The sequence below is a fragment of the Streptosporangium sp. H13245 genome (assembly GCF_055690525.1).
The window spans coordinates 51,547-71,204 of sequence record NZ_JBSZKT010000020.1; the positions used below are offsets into that span (position 1 = coordinate 51,547).

Below are 19,658 nucleotides of genomic sequence, written 5' to 3' on the forward strand. Positions count from 1 at the left end.
GGCGGCCTCGGCTGCCCACGGGCGTACGGGGGGCTCTCGCGCCCCCGTACGTCGTTCCGGGGCCTCTCGGCCTCCTACGCGTCGGCTCCGGGCCCGGCGGGAGCCTCGGATCCGGTCTCGCCCGGCATGCGGACGTCCTCCACGTCGACGTTGACCTCCACGACCCGCATGCCCAGCATCCGGCTGATGGTCCGGGCCACGTTGGTCTTGACCTCGTTGGCCACGTCCATCACGACGTGCCCGTACTCCGCCACGATCGCCACGTCCACGGCCGCCGTACGGTCCTGTACGTGGGCGTTGACGCCCCGGGGGCCGCGCCTGGCGATGCCCGCGCGCTCGCGCGCCGGATCCATCGCGCGGGCGGCGTCGCCTCCGAGCTCGGCGACCCCCGCGACCTCCAGCGTGGCGAGGGCCGCGACCTTCTCCACCACCTCGTCGGCCACCTTGATCCGGCCCTTCACCACGGCCGAGGACACCGGGGAGACGGGGGACGGCGCGGGGATCTTCGCGGCCGGTGCCGTCCTGACGGGGGAGAGGGAGATCGTGTCGTCCGGCGCCTCGGGCGCGGGCGACGGCTCGGGGAGCGCCTCGACCACGGCCAGGAAGGGCTCGCCCTGGGAGGCGACAGGCTCGCCCGCGGGCCCTGTGGGCACTGCGGGCGCCGGGGGCTCCGCGGTGTCGGACAGGGACAGGCTGAGGGAGAACGGGCGGCTGGGCCTCCCGCCCGTCTCCGCGGAGGACGACACAGAAGGCACGGAAGACGTGAAAGGCGCGGGGGACCCGGGGGACGCGGTCTCCTCGGTCGGCTCCTCGACGGAGACGTCGGTCATGGGTTACTCCTCGGCTGTCGGTGGACGTGCTGGGGGGATTCTGCCGGAAATCCACCGCATTCGTCCGTCAATACCGTGTGACATACGCCGCGCGTCCCATACCGGGCATCCGGGCCCGGATGCCCGGGGGAGGCGCAAGACGGCGGGGATCGGCGTGGCAATATGCTGGCGACCATGAGCAACGAGCCGGAGGCGCAGCACGGAGCGGGGACACCGGACGCGTTCCAGAGACTCTGGACCCCCCACCGGATGGCCTACATCAAGGGGGCGAGCAAACCGACCGGCTCCGGCCCCGAGGACGGCTGCCCGTTCTGTGAGATCCCCCGCATGAGCGACGAGGACGGGCTGATCGTCGCCCGGGGGGAGACGGTCTTCGCGCTGCTCAACCTCTACCCGTACAACTCCGGCCACCTGATGGTCTGCCCCTACCGGCACGTGCCGGACTACACCGACCTGGACGAGGCCGAGACCTTCGAGCTCGCCGACTTCACCCGGCGGGCGCTGGTGGCCCTGCGCAAGGCCAGCGGCGCGCAGGGCTTCAACGTGGGCATGAACCTGGGCGGCGTGGCGGGCGCCGGGATCGCCGCCCACCTGCACCAGCACGTGGTGCCCCGGTGGGGCGGCGACACCAACTTCATGCCCGTCGTCGGTCAGACCAGGGTGCTTCCTCAGTTGCTGCGCGACACCAGGGAGTTGCTCGCCGGGTCCTGGCCCGGGTCGTCGTAGCGCGGGGCGCCGCCGTCCAGGGCACTGATGCCCGCCGACAGCGTGAGCGGCACGGCGAGCGCCAGCGCCATGGACAGCACCGCGGCGCCCGAGTCGTTGACCAGCATGCCGACCACCCCGCTGACCAGGGTGCCGATCAGCCCGGCCCGCAGGGCGGGGGAGTGCGCGAACGCGGCGGGCAGCACCCCCGCGGTCGCCTGCTCGGGACGCAGCAGCGCGTAGACGAGGAACGCCACCGCGGCGATCACGACCGGCATCAGGTTGGGGTTGAGCAGCGTGCTCAGCATCGCGCCGAACTTGCGGCCGATCACCTCCAGGGCCTCGCCGGTGAACACCTGGCCGACGAAGCGGCCCAGGTGGGTCTGCGAGCCCGGCGGGCGCAGGTAGTCGAGGTAGGCGATGGACATCACGATGACGCCGCCCGCCACGCAGAACGCGCCCAGCTTGACGATCGAGACCCGCCTGCCCGCGATCAGCAGCGCGGTCACCGCGATGCCCGGCACGAACGCGATCACCCCGCCGAAGTCGCTGCCCACGCCCGGCCAGCCGCCCAGGATCATCGCGAAACCGCCCAGCACCGCCACGACGGCGGCGGCCACCATGCCCGCCCGGCTCCCGCCCGAGGGCCGCTTCGCCGACCGGTCCGTCGGCGCGTCCGCGAGGTCAGGCGTGTCCGCGAGGCCGGGCGTGTCCGTGAGGCCGGGCGTGTCGGCGAGGCCGGGCGTGTCCGCGCGGTCGCCGCGCGTCAGCCGGTGCGCGATCGTGGCGGCCAGCAGCAGCACCGAGGTGGCGAAGAGCGCGAACGGGATGTTGCCCAGCCCGTAGTAGCGGGCCCCGACCACGGCGCTGTAGCCCATCACGCTGTTGAGCTGCAGGGTCGTCCCGGTCAGCAGGTCGCCCGCCAGCGTCGTCGCGGTCACCCCCGCCACCACCGCCAGCGGCCCGAGCGGCGCCCGGCGCCAGGGGCCCGCCAGCGCGATCACGGCCAGCAGCAGCGCGCACCCGGCGATCCCGCCGACCAGTGAGAGCACCGGCGATCCCGCGTGGTGCCAGGGGGTGAGGTTCACCAGGTACGTCGACACGGGCACCGAGGCCAGCACGATCGCGGCCACGCGGATGCCGGTCAGTCCCCGCCTGCGGCGCAGCAGCAGGAAGGCGGTCAGGTAGAACGCGACCTGCAGCACCGCGACCGAGGTGAAGAAGATCCCGCCCACGTTCCTGATCGTCTCCCCGGCCACGTCGGCCCGCTCCAGCTCGACCCGCGCCGCCTCGGTGCCGCCGGTGCTCCTCCCGGCGGCCTGCCAGTGCGCCCCGATCACGCCGGGCGGCGTCGCGATCCCCGCCAGGGAGAGCATCGTCGTGGTGATGTCCGGCAGGATCGTGGTGTCGTCGCGGTGGGTGGAGGCCGCCCCCAGGAAGCGGCCGGAGACGTCTCCGCCGCGCATCATGGCCACCCGCAGGTGCGGGTTGCCGCCGTGGTCGGACAGGCCCGCCAGCAGCACGCTGACGTCCCCCGGCAGCGCGGCCAGCATGGTCAGCGCCGCCCCGGCCTTGGTGTCGGCCAGGCGCAGGGCCGCGTCCCGCTCCGGCGCGGTGAGCCTGTCCTCCTCCCGCGCCAGCCGGCCGCCGGTCACGTACGGCTTGATGAGGTCGTCGACGTCGACGGCCGTCACCCGGCACCGGGTGAGCGCGTCGGCGCGGACCCGCTCGGGGGAGGGGGCGTACTCGTCGACCCTGCCCGAGCGGTCGGCCAGCGCCAGCGCGGCCCCGGGGCCGACCGCCAGCGTGCACTCACCGGCGGCGTGGACGGCCTCGCCGAGGGCGCCCGCGTTGCGCTGCCCGGCGACCCGGTGCAGGTAGTCGTAGTCGGGGATGACCGCGCCCGCCCCGGCCGTCTCGGGTTGCGGGGGCAGCCCGCAGCCGTAGCCGACCGCGGACCGCACCCCGGCCGACACCGTCAGCCACCCGTCGTAGGGGCAGGTGACCCTGCCCACCGCGCGGACCGACAGGGAGCCGACCGCGCTCTGCCCGGCCAGCCGCCACAGGTTCGGGGTGGCGGTGGGGCTGAGATCACTCCACCGCAGGCCGGGAATGCCGATCAGCACCACCCGTCCGTCCGTCTGCGTGGTGGCTTGCGCGGCCCCCGGCCACAGCAGGCCAAGCACCACCGCAAACGCGACAAGCGTCCGCTTCACGAACGACCTCCCCTTCAGCTCCTGCCAAGTGCTGGCACCGTAGGGGAAGATCGTGTCATGGGTCCAGCCGGTCGGGGACCGGCTGGGCCGGGTTCTCACGTCCCGCTCGGGGCGCTCTCGTTCTGCAGGCGGTCGAGGGCGGTGACCAGATAGGCGCCGCCGCCCGTCGCGGTGAAGGCCTGGCGGTCTCCGGCCGCGGCGGGCACGACCGCGACCAGGTTACGGGCGTCGACGGTGGCGCACTCCCCGGGCTTGCCCGAGGCGATCCGGTAGACCGCGTACGAGCGGGCGTCCGGGGAGCTCCTCCAGCTGAGCGAGGTGCCCTGGAGCCGCACGTCGGCGGGTTTGGCCGGGGCCTGGCCGCCACGGTCCCTCATCAGCGGCAGCAGCGCCGGGCGGCCGTAGTGGTCCTTGACGACGCGGTCGAGCGCGCCCAGCGGGTTGGTGGAGAGCTGCTTGGCGCTGAAGTAGACGTCGCCGGAGATCTGCCCGTACTTGCGGTTGCGGGTCAGGTGGGAGGACATCTCGCCGGGCCTGGTCCAGGCGGCGGTGTCGGTGGTGCCGACGCGGTACAGGCCCTGGCCGATGTAGAGCTGCACCCCGGTGCCCTTGACCTCGTTGGCCCACCAGGGCATCAGCACGTCGTAGTCGGCGATCTTGAACCCACGCGGCCAGTACAGCTGGGGGATGACGTAGTCGACCGTGCCCTTCTTGATCCAGTGGCGGGCGTCGGCGTAGATGGAGTCGTACGCGGACATGCCGCCGGTGGCCGAGCCGCTGGGGTCCTCGGCCTTGTTGCGCCAGATCCCGAACGGGCTGACGCCGAACTTCACGCTGTTCCTGACCTCGTGCACGGCCTTGTCGACCTGCGCGATCAGCTTGTTGACGTTGGCGCGGCGCCAGTCGGCGAGCTTGGCGCCCTTGCCGTACTTGGCGAAGGCGGCACTGTCGGCGAACGTCGCGCCCGCGACGGGGTAGGGGTAGAAGTAGTCGTCGAAGTGGACCCCGTCGACGTCGTAGCGGGTCACCACGTCCTTGACGACCTTGGTGACGTAGTCGCGGACCGCGGGCAGCCCAGGGTTGTAGTAGGCCAGATCCCCATATTTCACGATCCAGTCGGGGTGGAGCCGGGCCGGGTGCCTCGCGGGCAGCTTGGACAGGTTCCCGTCGGGGGCCGCGCGGTAGGGGTTGAACCAGGCGTGGAACTCCAGGCCGCGCTTGTGGGCCTCGGCGACGAGGAAGGGCAGCGGGTCCCAGCCGGGATCCTTGCCCGCCGTGCCGGTCAGATACTGCGACCAGGGCTCCAGGTCCGACTTGTACAGCGCGTCGGACGCGGGACGGACCTGGACGAACACCGCGTTGAACCGCCGCTTGGCCGCGTTGTCGAGGATCCTGACGTACTCGGCCTGCTGCCGGGCCGGGGACAGGCCGGTGCGCGAGGGCCAGTCGATGTTCTTGACCGTGGCGATCCACACCCCGCGCAGCTGCCGCTTGGGGTACTTCGCGTCCACGTCGCAGCGCGCCGACGCCGAGGCGGCGGTCGTCGCGCCCGTCGTCGCGTCGACCGGCTCACCCGAGATCTCCGAGCTCTTCGCGGCCTTCGGCCGGGCGGGCGCGGCCTCGGGGCCGAAGGTGTAGGCGGCTCCCGTGGTCAGGACGGCGAGGGCGGCAGCGGCCAGAAGAGGGCGTCCGATTCGCATGGTTCCCCAGTGTGGCACCAGCACCGGTGTGCTTTGACCGGAAAAAAGAAATCCTTTCGTGATGACTCTGTTACATAAGTGCATGCTGGGAGGCGTGTGCCGGACGGTGCGTCCGTCCTGCCAGGCGAGGCACCGTCCGGCACACGCGTCACCACGTCACCGCGTCACCGAAGTCAGCCGGTGACCTTGTCCATGAGATGCGAGGGAAGCGGCTCGTACCGCAGGAAGACCCGCCGGAACGTCCCCGTCCCGTGCGACATGGACCTCAGGTCGATCGAGTATCTCGTGATCTCCAGCTCGGGCACCTCGGCCCTGACCAGGGTGCGCCCGACGCCCACCGGCTCGGTGCCGAGCACCCGGCCCCTGCGCGAGGACAGATCGGACATCACCGCGCCGACGTGGTCGTCGGCGATCAGGATGGACACCTCGTCGACCGGTTCGAGCAGCAGCGTCGGCACCTTGGCCGCGGCCTCCTTCAGCGCGAGCGCCCCGGCGATCTGGAACGCCATGTCGGAGGAGTCGACCGAATGGGCCTTGCCGTCGTACAGCGTGACCCGCACGTCCACCATGGGGTACCCGGCGAGCACGCCGCGCTGCATCTGGGTGCGCACCCCCTTCTCCACCGAGGGGATGAACTGGCGCGGCACCACCCCGCCGACGATCTTGTCCACGAACTCGAAGCCGCCGCCGGACGGCAGGGGCTCGACCTCCAGATGGCAGACGGCGAACTGGCCGTGGCCGCCGGTCTGCTTGACGTTGCGGCCCAGGGCCTGGCAGCTGCCGCCGAAGGTCTCCCTGAGCGGCACCCGCAGCTCGGTCTTCTCCACCTCCACGCCGTGCCGCCTGCTCAGCCGGTCCAGGAGCACGTCGGTGTGGGCCTCGCCCATGCACCACAGCACGAGCTGGCGGGTCTCGGGGTTGTTCTCCAGCCTGAGCGTGGGGTCCTCGGCGACCAGCCGCTGCAGCGCCTGGCCCAGCTTGTCGTCGTCGGCCTTGGACCTGGGCTGGATCGCCACGGGCAGCAGCGGCTCCGGCATGGTCCAGGCCGTCATCAGCAGCGGGTTCTCCCGGTCAGACAGGGTGTCGCCGGTCTCCGCGCGCGACAGCTTGGCCACCGCCGCGATGTCCCCGGCCACGCACTTGGCGGTCGTGCGCTGGTGCTTGCCCAGCGGTGAGGAGAGCGCGCCGATGCGCTCGTCCACGTCGTGGTCCTCGTGCCCTCGGTCGGCCAGGCCGTGCCCGGAGACGTGCACCGTCATGTCCGGGCGCAGCGTGCCGGAGAAGACCCGTACCAGGCTGATCCTGCCCACGTACGGGTCGCTGGTGGTCTTGACCACCTCGGCGACCAGGGGCCCTTCGGGGTCGCAGGTGACGCCGGAGACGGGCTCGCCGCCGATCGACATGATCTCCGGGAGGGGGTGTTCGAGCGGGGAGGGGAACCCCTGGGTGATGAGCTCCAGGATCTCCAGGGCGCCCACCCCGGCCCCCGCGGCCAGCACCGGGTAGAAGCCGCCGCGCGCGACGGCCTTCTCCAGGTCCTCGACGAGGGCCTTGGTGTCGATCTCCTCGCCGGAGAGGTAGCGGTCCATCAGGGACTCGTCCTCGCTCTCCTGGATGACGCCCTCGATCAGGGCGCCCCGGTAGAGCTCGATCTGGTCGGCGTAGGCGGGGCCCGGGGAGTTCTCCGTCCGGGTGCCGGTCGCGTAGTTGTAGAACCGCTGGCTCAGCAGGCCGATCAGGCCGTTCACCCTGCCGTTGGTCACCACCGGCAGGTAGAGGGGTGAGACGCCGTCGCCGAAGGCGTCCTGGCAGGCGGCGAGGACGTCCTCGAAGTTCGCCCGCTGGTGGTCGATCTTGGTGATCACGACCGCGCGGGGCATCCCGACCGCCGCGCACTCGTCCCAGAGCATCCTGGTCAGGCCGTCCACGCCGTCGACGGCCGAGACGACGAACAGCGCCGCGTCGGCCGCGCGCAGCCCGGCGCGCAGGTCGCCGACGAAGTCGGCGTAGCCGGGCGTGTCCAGCAGATTGATCTTGATGTCGTTGTGGATCACGGGGGCCACGGTCAGGTTCACCGAGCGCTGCTGGCGCACCTCGACCTCGTCGAAGTCGCTCACGGTCGTGCCGTCCTCGACCCTGCCGGACCGCTGGACGGTCCGGGTCGCGGCCAGCAGCGCCTCCACGAGTGTTGTCTTCCCGGCACCGGAATGGCCGACCAGCACGACGTTTCGTATCATGCCCGGCCGGTCGGCCGCGGGTGCCCTCCCCGCGGCTCCCGCTGTTCCGCCGGTTGCTCTTTCCGCCACATCGCCTCCCGCGTCGTTGCCGAAGGGGCGCGGCCTGGTGGGGCCACACCCCCGGGGTCCGCTGCCGAGTTCGCTCATCGCGTGTACTCGGTCTGTTCACCAAATACCCATGTGGCGAATATCACAAGAGGGATGGGGCGATCCTCTTGCGAGAGGAAGACCTGATCGCTACGTATCCGGGTCGTCCCCGGCGGCCCGCGGACACCGTTCTCCCGCGGCTCGCCGCCGCCCGCCGCCGATGCGCGCCCGAGGGCCGGGTGGCCTACGATCGGAGCGCCATGCTGAAACTTCTGCGCCCCGCCGTCACCAGGCTCTTGACCCCGCTGGGCAGGGCACTCACCCGCCGCGGGATCAGCCCCAACGCGGTCACCGCCGCCGGCACGCTCGGCACCGTCGCCGCGGCCCTGTTCTTCTACCCTCGGGGCCAGCTGTTCGTCGGAACGGTGGTGATCACCTTCTTCGTGCTGGCCGACCTCCTCGACGGGGTGATGGCCAGGATGACGGGCCCGGGAAGCACCTGGGGCGCCTTCCTCGACTCCACCCTCGACCGGGTCGGCGACGCGGGCATCTTCTCCGGGCTGATCTTCTGGTTCGTGGTGAGCGGGCAGCGGGTGCTGGCCGGGGTCGCGCTCTTCTGCCTCGTCGCGGGGGCGGTGGTCTCGTACGTCAAGGCCAGGGCCGAGGCGCTGGGCATGACGTGCGACGTCGGCCTCGCCGAGCGGCCGGAACGCCTGGTGGTGGGCCTGGTCTCGGCCGGTCTCGGCGGCCTCGGCGTGCCGTACATCCTGGCCGCGGGGCTCTGGCTGCTCGCCGCCGCCAGCGCGGTCACGGTCGGCCAGCGACTGCTGCACGTACGCCGGCAGGCCGTCTCCACCCCGCCCCGGACCCTCCGCTGATCGGAAAGATCGATGACCGACAAGCCCTCCCCCCAGGACCGTCTCGTCGCCGCGGCCTTCGGCGCCGGCTGGACGGTCGTGCCCCGGCTGCCCGAGCGGCTCACCGCCTGGGCCTTCCGCGCCGCCGCCGACCGGCTGTGGAGGCGCCGGGGGAAGTCGGTGCTCAGGCTTGAGGCCAACCTCGCCAGGGTGAAGGGCACCTCGCCCGGCGACCCGGCGATCCGGGCGCTCAGCCGCGACGGCATGCGCTCCTACTTCCGCTACTTCCACGAGGTGTTCCGGCTGCCCTCGATCCCCATGGACGAGATCGTCGCCCGGATGCGGGTGACCGGGACCGAGCCCGTCTACGACAACCTCGCCAGGGGGCGCGGCGTGATCCTCGCCCTGCCGCACATGGGCAACTGGGACCAGGCGGGCGCCTGGTTCGCCGGGACGGGCCACCCGTTCACCACGGTCGCCGAGCGGCTCAAGCCCGAGTCGCTGTTTAACCGCTACACCGCGTTCCGCGAGGGGCTCGGCATGGAGGTGCTGCCGCTCACCGGCGGTGACGGCCACACCTTCGGCACCCTGGCGCAGCGCCTGCGCGCGGGCCTGCCGGTCGCCCTGCCCGCCGAGCGCGACCTGACCTCGGGCGGGGTCGAGGTGCAGTTCTTCGGCGCGGCCACCCGGATGCCCGCCGGTCCCGGCCTGCTGGCCGTGCACACCGGGGCCGCCCTCATCCCGGCGATCCCCTACTTCGAGGGGAGCGGCTGGGGGCTGCAGTTCCACGAGGAGATCGCGATCCCGGCCGAGGGCACCAGGAAGGAGAAGGTGGCCGTCGTCATGCAGAGCCTCGCCACCGTCTTCGAGAAGGGCATCTCCGAGCACCCCGAGGACTGGCACATGCTCCAGCGCCTCTGGCTCGAAGACCTGGAGCCCAGGGAGCCCAGGGAGACGCCCGGGGAGACAGGGGCATGAGGATCGGCATCGTCTGCCCCTACACGTGGGACGTGCCGGGCGGCGTCCAGGTGCACATCCGCGACCTGGCCGAGGCGCTCATGGCCGACGGCCACCACGTCTCGGTGATCTCCCCGGCCGCGGAGAACGCCGAGCTGCCCCCGTACGTGACCTCGGCGGGCCGGGCCGTCCCGGTGCCCTTCAACGGGTCGGTGGCCAGGATGTCGTTCGGGTTCCTGTCGGCGAACCGGGTGCGCCGCTGGGTGCGCGAGGGCCGCTTCGACGTGCTGCACGTGCACGAGCCCGCCATCCCCTCGCTGGGCCTGCTCGCCTGCTGGGTGGCCAGGGGGCCGATCGTGGCCACCTTCCACGCCTCGTACGGCAACTCCCGGTCCTTCTCGGTCGGGGTGCCGGTCATCATGAGCGCGCTGGAGAAGATCGGCGGCAGGATCGCCGTCTCCGACGCGGCGAGGAAGACCCTGGTCGAGTTCATGGGCGGCGACGCCGTGCTCATCCCCAACGGGGTGACGGTGAGCCGCTACGACGAGGGCGAGCCGCTGCCCGGCTGGGACGAGGGCGAGGTGATCGGCTTCCTCGGCCGGATGGACGAGCCGCGCAAGGGCCTGCCGGTGCTGCTGGAGGCGTTCGCCCTGCTGGCCGCCGAGCGGCCGGGGCTGCGACTGCTCCTGGCGGGGCCCGGTGACGCCGACGAGGTGCTGGAGCGGGTCCCGGCCGCCTTCCACGACCGGATCGGCCTGCTCGGCATGGTCAGCGAGGAGGACAAGGTGCGCGCCTACCACACGGTCGACGTCTTCTGCGCGCCCAACCTGGGCGGCGAGAGCTTCGGCATCGTGCTGACCGAGGCGATGTCGGCCGGCGCGGCGATCCTGGCGAGCGACATCCCGGCCTTCCGCAAGGTGCTCGACGACGGCGGGGCGGGGGCGCTGTTCGAGACGGGCGACGCCGCGTCGCTCGCCCGCGAGGCCGCCGCGCTGCTCGACGACCCCGCGCGCCGGGCCAGGCTGTCGGAGGCCGCCCGCCAGGCCGTGCGCAAGTACGACTGGTCGACGGTCGCCCGCGACGTCCTGCGGGTCTACGAGACCGTGGCGAGCACGGCCGGGGTCGAGGAGGACTCCGTGACGGGAGTGACGGGGGCTGCGGATGTGACGGGGGCCGCGGCCGTCGTCGGGACCGAGGGGGACGGCACGCCGTGACGACCACGCTGATCCTGGTGGTGGGCGCGATCGTGGTGCTCCTCGCCGTCTACATCTCCTGGCGGGCCGGGCGGCTCGACCGGATGCACATCCGGCTGGAGCTGGCCCGCGAGTCCCTGGACGCCGCCCTGGTGCGGCGCACCGCCGTCAGCCTGGAGCTGGCGGCCTCCCGGCTGCTGGACCCGGCGACGAGCCTGGTGCTGGCCGCGGCGGCCCACGAGGCCCGTACGGCCGGTCCCGAGGAGCGCGAGCACGCCGAGAGCGACCTGTCGCGCGCCCTGCGCGCCGTCGTCGACCAGGAGCGCTTCCGCGACCGGCTGGCCGACACCCCGGCGGGGTCCGACCTGCTGGAGGAGCTGGACGCCGCGGTGGCCAAGGTCCTCTACTCCCGCCGGTTCTACAACAACGCGGTGGGCGTCACCCGGACGGCGCAGCGCCGCTGGCTGGCCCGCACGCTGCGGCTGGCGGGGCACACCGAGTACCCGGGTTTCTTCGAGATCGACGACACGCCCCCGAAGGCACTGGCCGCCGAATAAGGGGAAATAGGCCTACATAAACCGGAGTATCTGACAAGTCGGACACAGGTAAGCTCTTGGCGATTCATGACTGAGTGGCCGAATGACCGAGTGGCCGACTTGAGGAGATGAGCCGTGCGGGTGCCCCGGATGATCGCCGTCACGCTGGCGGGAGTCGCGATCCTGGCCCCGGCCGCCGCCTGCTCCTCCGAGGATCCGGCCGCGCCGGGCACCCCGGCGGGCGCGGCCGACGAGCCGAGCGTGGCCCCCACCCCCACGCCCGAGCCGACGCACCCCTTCACCGGCCTGCCCGGCGCGGCCCGCAGGGCGGTGCTCACGGCGAAGATCGAGAACACCTCGGCGGGCAAGCCGCAGCTCGGCCTGAAGAGCGCCGACATCGTCTACGTCGAGCAGGTCGAGGCGGGCCTGACCCGCCTGATGGCGGTCTTCTCCTCGAAGATCCCGGCCAAGATCGGCCCGGTCCGCAGCGCCCGCATCTCCGACCTGCACATCGTCCCGCAGTTCGGCAGGCCCGCCTTCGCCTACTCGGGCGCGCAGACCAAGATGCTCCCCTTCATCGCCGAGGCCCCGCTCTTCGACGTCTCCGACAGCAGGCAGCCGGGCGCGTACTTCCGCCAGCCGGGGCGGTTCGCCCCCTACAACCTGTTCGCCAACACCCGGCAGCTGCTGGCCGGGGCGCCCAAGGCGAGCAAGGCCAAGGACATCGGGTTCACCTTCGGCGACGCCCCGGCCGAGGGCGGCGTGCCGCGCAAGGCCTACAGCGTGAAATACCCGGCGGCGAGCTTCACCTTCGGCTGGTCGAAGGCGGCGGGCAAGTGGCTGATCTGGCAGGACGGCAAGAAGGACATGGCGGCCGAGGGCGGCCAGCTCGGCGCGCCCACGATCGTCGTGCAGTACACCAAGACCGAGCGCTCGGAGTTCCACGACAAGAACCAGAGCTACACCCCGCTGGTGCACAGCACGGGCAAGGGCAAGGCGATCGTGCTCCGCGACGGGCAGGCGTTCAAGGCCCGCTGGTCGCGGCCCAAGGAGAAGGACGGCACCGTCTTCACCACCGAGACCGGCGACCCGATGAACTTCGCCCCCGGACAGGTCTGGGTCGTGCTCGCCTCCGCCAAACCCGTCATTCCCTGAGGCGCGAGTCCGCCATCCTGTCCAAGAAGATCGCCCAAGGGTGACAGGACGTCAGGTAAGGGGGCAGGCCGCCAGCACCTACGATGGAAGCGTAGTGGCCGTCCCCCGGACGGCCCGTGACCCGCAGCCAGCCGTCGTGAGGTAGAGACCGTGTCCAGCAGCACGCCCGAAGTCAGCGAGACGACCGTCACCGGAACCGCCCGGGTCAAGCGCGGCATGGCAGAGATGCTCAAGGGCGGCGTCATCATGGACGTCGTCAACGCCGAGCAGGCCAAGATCGCCGAAGACGCCGGCGCCGTCGCCGTGATGGCCCTTGAGCGGGTGCCCGCCGACATCCGCGCCCAGGGCGGCGTCTCCCGGATGAGCGACCCCGACATGATCGACGGCATCATCGCCGCCGTCTCGATCCCGGTCATGGCCAAGGCCCGCATCGGCCACTTCGTCGAGGCCCAGGTGCTCCAGTCGCTCGGCGTCGACTACATCGACGAGTCCGAGGTGCTCACCCCGGCCGACTACGCCAACCACATCGACAAGTGGCAGTTCACGGTGCCCTTCGTCTGCGGCGCGACCAACCTGGGCGAGGCGCTGCGCCGCCTCACCGAGGGCGCGGCGATGATCCGCTCCAAGGGCGAGGCCGGCACCGGCGACGTCTCCAACGCCACCACCCACATGCGCAAGATCAGGGGTGAGATCAAGCGCCTCGGCTCGCTGCCCGAGGACGAGCTCTACGTCGCGGCCAAGGAGCTCCAGGCGCCGTACGAGCTGGTCGCCGAGGTCGCCAGGACCGGCAAGCTGCCGGTCGTGCTGTTCACCGCGGGCGGCATCGCCACCCCGGCCGACGCGGCGATGATGATGCAGCTCGGCGCCGAGGGCGTGTTCGTCGGCTCGGGCATCTTCAAGTCAGGCAACCCCGCCGAGCGCGCCTCCGCGATCGTCAAGGCCACCACCTTCTACGATGACCCCGACGTCATCGCGAAGGTCTCCCGAGGTCTGGGTGAGGCCATGGTCGGCATCAACGTCGACGACATCCCGGCCCCGCACCGGCTCGCCGAGCGCGGCTGGTAGCGCGGGCGGCTCCGGGAGACCCGGGAGGAGCCCGGGAAGCAGGCGATCTCTGTGACGGAGGTCGCCTTTTTCCTGACAGGGGGAGTTAACTCCGCAGTCATGATGCTCCGCGAGGCTGACGGGCGTTCGCGCCCGATCACCCGGGAGGTTCCCTTGTCGAAGTTCACCCGCCGATCATTTCTCGTCACCGGCATCGCGGCCGGCGCGGCGGCGGGCATCCCCGCCGCCGCCCACGCGGGCCCCGAGCCCGCCCAGGAGAGCGCCGCGTCCCTGGCCTCCCGTGGCCTGCGCTCGGACCCCTTCACGCTCGGCGTCGCCTGCGGCGACCCCGACTCCGGCGGCTTCGTGATCTGGACCCGCCTGGCGCCGCAGCCGCTCGCCGAGGACGGCCTGGGCGGCATGCCCGCCCGGCCCTTCCTCGTCGAGTGGCACGTCTACGGCGACGAGAGGGGCCGCCACGTGCTGCGCAGGGGCGTGGCCGCGGCCACCCCCGAGTGGGGCCACAGCGTCCACGTCGAGCTGAACGGGCTGCCCTCCGACAGGGACTACTGGTACCGCTTCAAGGTCGGCCCGTACGTCTCGCCGATCGGCAGGGCCAGGACGGCCCCGCACGCCCTCTCCTACGGGTCCTCCCTGGCGATGGCCTTCGTCTCCTGCGCCCAGTACGAGCACGGCTACTTCACCGCCTACCGGCGCCTGGCCGAGGAGCGGCCCGACCTGGTCCTGCACCTGGGCGACTACCAGTACGAGTACCGGCGCGACACCTACACCATTCCCGGCGGCAACATCCGCCACCACGAGGGGCCGGAGACCGAGAGCCTGGCCAACTACCGCCAGCGGCACGCCCAGTACAAGACCGACCCCGACCTGCAGGCCGCGCACGCCGCCGCCCCCTGGCTGGTCGTCTGGGACGACCACGAGCTGGACAACAACTGGGCCGACGAGGTGCCCGAGAAGCCCGAGGTGCCCCAGCCGAACTTCCTCGCCCGGCGCGAGGCGGCCTTCAGGGCGTACTACGAGAACATGCCGCTGCGGCGGGCCTCCATCCCCCGGGGCATCGACATGCAGCTCTACCGGCGCGTCCGGTGGGGGAGGATGGCCACCTTCCACATGCTCGACACCCGCCAGTACCGCAGCGACCAGGGCTGCGGCGACGGCTACAGCGACTGCCCGGCGGCGGTCGACCCGGCCCGCTCGATCACCGGCGCCGCGCAGGAGCGCTGGCTGCTGGACGGCATGCGGCGCTCGGAGGCGCGCTGGGACGTCATCGGCCAGCAGGTCTTCTTCGCCCAGCGCGACAACAACGCCGGGCCCGCCAAGATCACCAGCCAGGACGCCTGGGACGGCTACGTCGCCTCGCGCCAGCGCCTCACCCAGGGCTGGGTGGACGCCAAGGTGCGCAACCCCGTGGTGCTCACCGGCGACGTGCACGCCCACTGGGCGAGTGACCTCAAGCTCGACTACGACGACCCGACCACCCGCACGGTCGGCTCGGAGCTGGTCGCCTCGTCCATCTCCACGGGCGGCGACGGCCTCGACTCCGACCCGGCGACCCACCCGTACCTGACGATCAACCCGCACCTGAAGTTCTACAACAACCAGCGCGGCTACGTGCTGACCAGGATCGAGCGCGACCGGCTCACCGCCGACTTCAAGGTGCTGCCCAAGGTCACGCAGGCTGGCTCCGCGGCGCACACCAAGGCGACCTTCGTGATCGAGGACCGGGTCCCCGGCGTGCAGCAGACCTACCTGCGCCCGGTCGACCCCTCGGCCGCCAGGACCCCCGGGATCGACTGGATCCAGGAGACCGTGGACCTGGAGACCAAGCGCCCCTGACATCACCCTGTCCCACCACGGGCGCCCCGCGAACCGACCCGCGGGGCGCCCGCGGCGCGTCCGGGGGCCTGGCCGCGGGAGAACGGCGCCGGATTCCCGTACCGGGCCGGAAAAGAACCGGTTTGGGACCGCACGAGCGGTAGCCATACGCTGAAGGGGCACCCCATCCGCACGGGAAGGACCATCGGTGACCATCGTCCCCACGATCGGCGTGTTCGCGCTGCAAGGAGACGTGCGCGAGCACCTGCGCTCCCTGGAGGCGGTGGGCGCGAGAGCGGTCACCGTACGGCGTCCCCGCGAGCTGGAGGCGGTCGACGGCCTCGTGATCCCGGGCGGGGAGTCCACCACGATGTGGAAGCTCGCCGAGACCTTCGAGCTGCTCGAACCGCTCCGGATGCGCGTCAAGGCGGGCATGCCCGCCTACGGCTCCTGCGCAGGAATGATCATGCTGGCCGACCGGATCGAGGGCGGGATCGAAGGCCAGCAGACGATCGGCGGCATCGACATGGTCGTCCGCCGCAACGCCTTCGGACGCCAGGTCGACTCCTTCGAGGCCGACGTCGACTTCGCCGGCCGGGGCGGCATGCGGGCCGTCTTCATCCGCGCCCCCTGGGTGGAATCCGTGGGTTCGGAGGTCGAAGTGCTGGCACTGGCCGAACCTGGGGATAGGATCGTCGCGGTCCGTCAAGGACCGTTGCTCGCCACGTCCTTCCACCCGGAACTTACCGGGGATGTCGGTGTGCATTCATATTTCGCTGAGATGGTGAGGGAGCTCTAGGCGATGTCCGGCCACTCCAAATGGGCGACGACGAAGCACAAGAAGGCCGCGCTCGACTCCAAGCGCGGCAAGCTGTTCGCCAAGCTCATCAAGAACATCGAGGTCGCGGCCCGGACGGGCGGACCCGATCCGGACGGCAACCCGACGCTGTACGACGCCATCACCAAGGCGCGCAAGAGCTCGGTCCCGATCGACAACATCGAGCGTGCCCGTAAGCGCGGCGGCGGCCTGGAGGCCGGTGGCGCCGACTGGCAGACCATCATGTACGAGGGCTACGCCCCCGGCGGCGTCGCGGTGCTGATCGAGTGCCTCACCGACAACCGCAACCGCGCGGCCTCCGAGGTCCGCGTCGCGCTGACCCGCAACGGCGGCTCGCTGGCCGACCCCGGCTCGGTGTCCTACATGTTCAACCGCAAGGGCGTCGTGCTCGTCCCCAAGGGCGAGCTGGCCGAGGACGACGTGCTGGTCGCGGTCCTCGACGCGGGCGCCGAGGAGGTCAACGACCTGGGCGACCAGTTCGAGGTCGTCTCCGAGGCCACCGACCTCGTCCCGGTCCGCAAGGCCCTGCAGGAGGCCGGGATCGACTACGACTCGGCCGAGTCCAGCTTCATGCCGACGATGAACGTCCCGCTGGACGAGGACGGCGCCCGCAAGGTCTTCAGGCTGATCGACGCCCTGGAGGACAGCGACGACGTGCAGAACGTCTGGGCCAACTTCGACGTCTCCGACGAGGTCATGGAGAAGCTCGACGCGTAACCCGGACCGTTCGGTGTGATCTCGCATTGTCTGCGAGGTTTGTCCGCGTGGTCGAGGGCATATCACGCGGACAATGGGCAATCCTGATCTCATCTTTGCCGTGGCGGGCGTCGCCGCGCTGCTCGCGGCCACGCTGCCCCGGCTCCTCAACCGGCGCCCCTTCTCGCTCCCCCTGGCCTGCCTGATCGGCGGCCTCCTCCTCTACGCCCTTCCCCTGGAGCTGCCCGACCCCGACCCGGTGACCCACCGGGCGCTGGTCGAGCACGCCACCGAGATCTGCGTGCTGATCTCCCTCATGGGCGCCGGGCTCGCCATCAACCGGCCCTTCGGACGACGTAACTGGTCCTCGACCTGGCGCCTGCTGGGCTGGACGCTCCCGCTGACCGTCCTCGGGGTGGCCGCCGCCGCGTACGGGCTGCTCGGCTGGCCCCTGGCGGCGGCGCTGCTGCTGGGCGCGGTGCTCGCGCCGACCGACCCGGTGCTCGCCTCCGACGTGCAGGTCGGCGAGCCCGTCGACTCGGAGAAGGCCGACGACGAGGTCCGCTTCACCCTCACCTCCGAGGCGGGCCTCAACGACGGCCTGGCCTTCCCCCTGGTCTACGCCGCGATCGCGCTCGCCGTCAGCGGAGGCGTCGGCTGGATCGCCGAGTGGACGCTGGTGGACCTGCTCTACCGGTGCGCCGCGGGCGTGGTGTGCGGCCTGCTGATCGGCCGGGGGCTGGGGCGGCTGTTCTTCCGCGCCCAGAAGTCCGACCTGCGGCTCGCCGAGCACCGCGACGGCTTCGTGGCGCTGGCCGCGACGTTCCTGGCCTACGGCCTCACCGAGCTGGTGCACGGGTACGGCTTCATCGCGGTGTTCGTGGCCGCCTGCAGCATCAGGGCGGCCGAGCGCAGCCACGGCTACAACGGGGTGCTGCACGGCTTCATCGAGCAGGTCGAGCGGCTGTTCACCGCCTGGCTGATCCTGCTGCTCGGCGGCTTCGTCGCGGTGGGCGGCCTGTCCGCGCTCACCTGGCGCGGCGCCGGGGTCGCCCTCCTGCTGCTGCTGGTCATCCGGCCGCTGACCGGGTGGCTCGCCGGGCTGGGCGGCAGGGCGGGGCCGCGCGAGCGCGTGGCGACGGCGTTCTTCGGCATCCGCGGCATCGGCTCGCTGTTCTACCTCGCCTACGCCCTCGGCCAGGCCGACTTCGGCGTGCCCGCCGAGGAGCTCTGGGCCGTGGTCGCCTTCACCGTGCTGGCCTCCCTGGTGATCCACGGGATCTCGGCCTCGCCGGTGATGAACCGCCTGGACCGGCTCCGCGACAGGGCCGGAGGCGGCCGGGAGACCGAGCCCGCCGCCCAGCACCTGTGAGCGCGGGGTCCGTCCAGGACCCCTTCGCCGGGCCGGGGGAGAGCCGTGCGCGGGGTGCTCCCACGCGGTAGAGTCTGCCACCGAACAGGTGTTCGGCGAGCGGAGGCGTGTCGGTGCGGTTGCCCGAGCTGCGGGTGATGGGGGTCGATCCGGGGCTGACCCGATGCGGGCTCGGTGCCGTCGAGGGGCGGCCCGGCGCACCGCTGAGCCTGGTCAAGGTGGGGGTCGTCCGCACCCCCGCCGACGACGACATCGGCGCCCGGCTGGTGGCGATCGAGGCGGGCATCGAGCAGTGGCTCGACGAGGTCAGGCCCGACGCGGTCGCCGTGGAGCGGGTCTTCGCCCAGCACAACCTCAGGACCGTGATGGGCACCGCCCAGGCCTCCGCCGTGGCGATCCTGTGCGCCTCCCGCAGGGGCCTGCCGGTCGCGCTGCACACGCCGTCCGAGGTCAAGGCCGCCATCACCGGCAGCGGCACGGCCGACAAACGGCAGGTCGGCACGATGGTGACCCGCCTGCTGCGGCTGGACGCCATGCCCAAGCCCGCCGACGCCGCCGACGCGCTCGCCCTCGCGATCTGCCACGTGTGGCGGGGCGGGGCCCAGAGCAGGCTGGCCGAGGCCGCCGCGAAGGCCGCGACCGCCACCACGACCCCCGCCGCCTACTTCCGGGGCCGCGGCGGGGCCGGATACCCGAGAGGAACCACGAAGTGATCGCCTCGGTGCGAGGACAGGTGACCGCGATCGCGCCCGGCGGCGCGGTCGTCGAGGTCGGCGGGGTGGGAGTCCTCGTGCACTGCACGCCGGGCACGCTCGCGACGCTGAGAACGGGGGAGGAGGCCAGCCTGGCCACCTCGCTGGTGGTCCGCGAGGAGTCGCTGACCCTGTTCGGCTTCGCCACCGACGACGAGCGCGGCATCTTCGAGATGCTGCAGACGGCCAGCGGGGTCGGCCCCAAGGTCGCCCTCGCGATGCTGGCCGTGCACACCCCCAACGCGCTCCGGGTGGCCGTGGCCTCCGCCGACGTCAAGGCGCTGACCAGGGTCCCCGGGGTGGGGCCGAAGGGCGCCCAGCGGATCATCGTCGACCTCAAGAACAAGCTCGGCACGCCGGAGGAGGCCGTCAGCGCCGCGCTCAACGGCCGCGCCGCCGCGCCCGCCTGGCGGGCCCAGGTCCACTCCGGGCTGGTCGGCCTGGGCTACTCGGCGCGAGACGCCGACGAGGCGGTCGCCGTCGTCGAGCCCCAGGCCGACACCGAGCTGGCCGAGGGCCGCGTCCCCCAGGTGGCGCCCCTGCTCAAGGCCGCCCTCCGCGCGCTGAGCGTGCGATGAGGCACCCGGCCGGGGCCCGCCGTACGGGAGGCCGTGAGAGGGGCCGCGTGGCGAGCGAGGCGGAGGGAG

Annotated in this window: 17 protein-coding genes; 13 read left to right on the forward strand and 4 right to left on the reverse strand. The window is 72.0% G+C overall.

Features of this window, described 5'->3' with window-relative positions:
- Window positions 1–74 precede the first annotated feature (74 nt).
- A complete protein-coding gene (locus tag ACW9TB_RS24945; protein ID WP_472750481.1) occupies window positions 75–830 on the reverse strand; it encodes an Asp23/Gls24 family envelope stress response protein in 756 nt (251 codons plus the stop codon).
- Between the two features lie 174 nt (window positions 831–1,004).
- Between ACW9TB_RS24945 and ACW9TB_RS24950 the strand changes: the two genes are divergently transcribed.
- On the forward strand, window positions 1,005–1,556 hold the full coding sequence (locus ACW9TB_RS24950; RefSeq protein WP_362846648.1) for an HIT family protein: 552 nt from the start codon (window positions 1,005–1,007) through the stop codon (window positions 1,554–1,556).
- On the opposite strand, the gene ACW9TB_RS24955 is transcribed toward ACW9TB_RS24950, so the two are convergent.
- From ACW9TB_RS24955 to ACW9TB_RS24965, 3 genes are all read right to left on the reverse strand, one after another.
- Complete coding sequence (locus tag ACW9TB_RS24955; protein WP_472750482.1) at window positions 1,499–3,751, reverse strand: hypothetical protein; 2,253 nt, start codon at window positions 3,749–3,751, stop codon at window positions 1,499–1,501. The two genes, ACW9TB_RS24950 and ACW9TB_RS24955, sit on opposite strands and share 58 nt — an antisense overlap.
- 95 nt (window positions 3,752–3,846) lie before the next feature.
- The gene (locus ACW9TB_RS24960; RefSeq protein WP_472750483.1) at window positions 3,847–5,451 is read right to left on the reverse strand and encodes a glycoside hydrolase family 10-like protein; all 1,605 of its coding nucleotides are present in this window, start codon (window positions 5,449–5,451) and stop codon (window positions 3,847–3,849) included.
- Window positions 5,452–5,624: 173 nt separating this feature from the next.
- The gene (locus ACW9TB_RS24965; RefSeq protein WP_472750484.1) at window positions 5,625–7,757 is read right to left on the reverse strand and encodes an elongation factor G-like protein EF-G2; all 2,133 of its coding nucleotides are present in this window, start codon (window positions 7,755–7,757) and stop codon (window positions 5,625–5,627) included.
- Between the two features lie 278 nt (window positions 7,758–8,035).
- Between ACW9TB_RS24965 and pgsA the strand changes: the two genes are divergently transcribed.
- From pgsA to ruvA, 12 genes are all read left to right on the forward strand, one after another.
- A complete protein-coding gene (gene pgsA / locus ACW9TB_RS24970; RefSeq protein WP_472750485.1) occupies window positions 8,036–8,653 on the forward strand; it encodes a phosphatidylinositol phosphate synthase in 618 nt (205 codons plus the stop codon).
- Window positions 8,654–8,665: 12 nt separating this feature from the next.
- A complete protein-coding gene (locus ACW9TB_RS24975; RefSeq protein WP_472750486.1) occupies window positions 8,666–9,610 on the forward strand; it encodes a phosphatidylinositol mannoside acyltransferase in 945 nt (314 codons plus the stop codon).
- On the forward strand, window positions 9,607–10,803 hold the full coding sequence (locus ACW9TB_RS24980; protein ID WP_472750487.1) for a glycosyltransferase family 4 protein: 1,197 nt from the start codon (window positions 9,607–9,609) through the stop codon (window positions 10,801–10,803). The genes ACW9TB_RS24975 and ACW9TB_RS24980 overlap by 4 nt, the downstream gene beginning before the upstream one ends.
- Window positions 10,800–11,339: a LemA family protein gene (locus ACW9TB_RS24985; RefSeq protein WP_472750488.1), complete on the forward strand. Its 540-nt coding sequence runs from the start codon at window positions 10,800–10,802 to the stop codon at window positions 11,337–11,339. Before ACW9TB_RS24980 ends, ACW9TB_RS24985 begins: the two co-directional genes overlap by 4 nt.
- A gap of 114 nt (window positions 11,340–11,453) precedes the next feature.
- Window positions 11,454–12,473, forward strand: coding sequence for a DUF3048 domain-containing protein (locus tag ACW9TB_RS24990; protein WP_472750489.1), 1,020 nt, complete (start codon window positions 11,454–11,456; stop codon window positions 12,471–12,473).
- A 150-nt stretch (window positions 12,474–12,623) separates the two neighbouring features.
- Window positions 12,624–13,538 carry a pyridoxal 5'-phosphate synthase lyase subunit PdxS gene (gene pdxS / locus ACW9TB_RS24995; RefSeq protein ID WP_344749964.1) on the forward strand — a complete coding sequence of 305 codons (915 nt, stop codon included), beginning with the start codon at window positions 12,624–12,626 and terminating at the stop codon, window positions 13,536–13,538.
- A 153-nt stretch (window positions 13,539–13,691) separates the two neighbouring features.
- Window positions 13,692–15,374: an alkaline phosphatase D family protein gene (locus tag ACW9TB_RS25000; RefSeq protein WP_472750490.1), complete on the forward strand. Its 1,683-nt coding sequence runs from the start codon at window positions 13,692–13,694 to the stop codon at window positions 15,372–15,374.
- Window positions 15,375–15,561: 187 nt separating this feature from the next.
- Window positions 15,562–16,152 carry a pyridoxal 5'-phosphate synthase glutaminase subunit PdxT gene (pdxT, locus tag ACW9TB_RS25005; protein ID WP_472750491.1) on the forward strand — a complete coding sequence of 197 codons (591 nt, stop codon included), beginning with the start codon at window positions 15,562–15,564 and terminating at the stop codon, window positions 16,150–16,152.
- A 3-nt stretch (window positions 16,153–16,155) separates the two neighbouring features.
- Window positions 16,156–16,908, forward strand: a complete 753-nt coding sequence (locus tag ACW9TB_RS25010) for a YebC/PmpR family DNA-binding transcriptional regulator (RefSeq protein ID WP_329078906.1) — start codon at window positions 16,156–16,158, stop codon at window positions 16,906–16,908.
- A 73-nt stretch (window positions 16,909–16,981) separates the two neighbouring features.
- Window positions 16,982–18,259, forward strand: a complete 1,278-nt coding sequence (locus tag ACW9TB_RS25015) for a cation:proton antiporter (protein WP_472750492.1) — start codon at window positions 16,982–16,984, stop codon at window positions 18,257–18,259.
- Window positions 18,260–18,387: 128 nt separating this feature from the next.
- Complete coding sequence (gene ruvC / locus ACW9TB_RS25020) at window positions 18,388–18,972, forward strand: crossover junction endodeoxyribonuclease RuvC (protein ID WP_472750528.1); 585 nt, start codon at window positions 18,388–18,390, stop codon at window positions 18,970–18,972.
- A complete protein-coding gene (gene ruvA, locus ACW9TB_RS25025) occupies window positions 18,969–19,589 on the forward strand; it encodes a Holliday junction branch migration protein RuvA (RefSeq protein ID WP_472750493.1) in 621 nt (206 codons plus the stop codon). Before ruvC ends, ruvA begins: the two co-directional genes overlap by 4 nt.
- The last annotated feature ends 69 nt before the right edge of the window (window positions 19,590–19,658 follow it).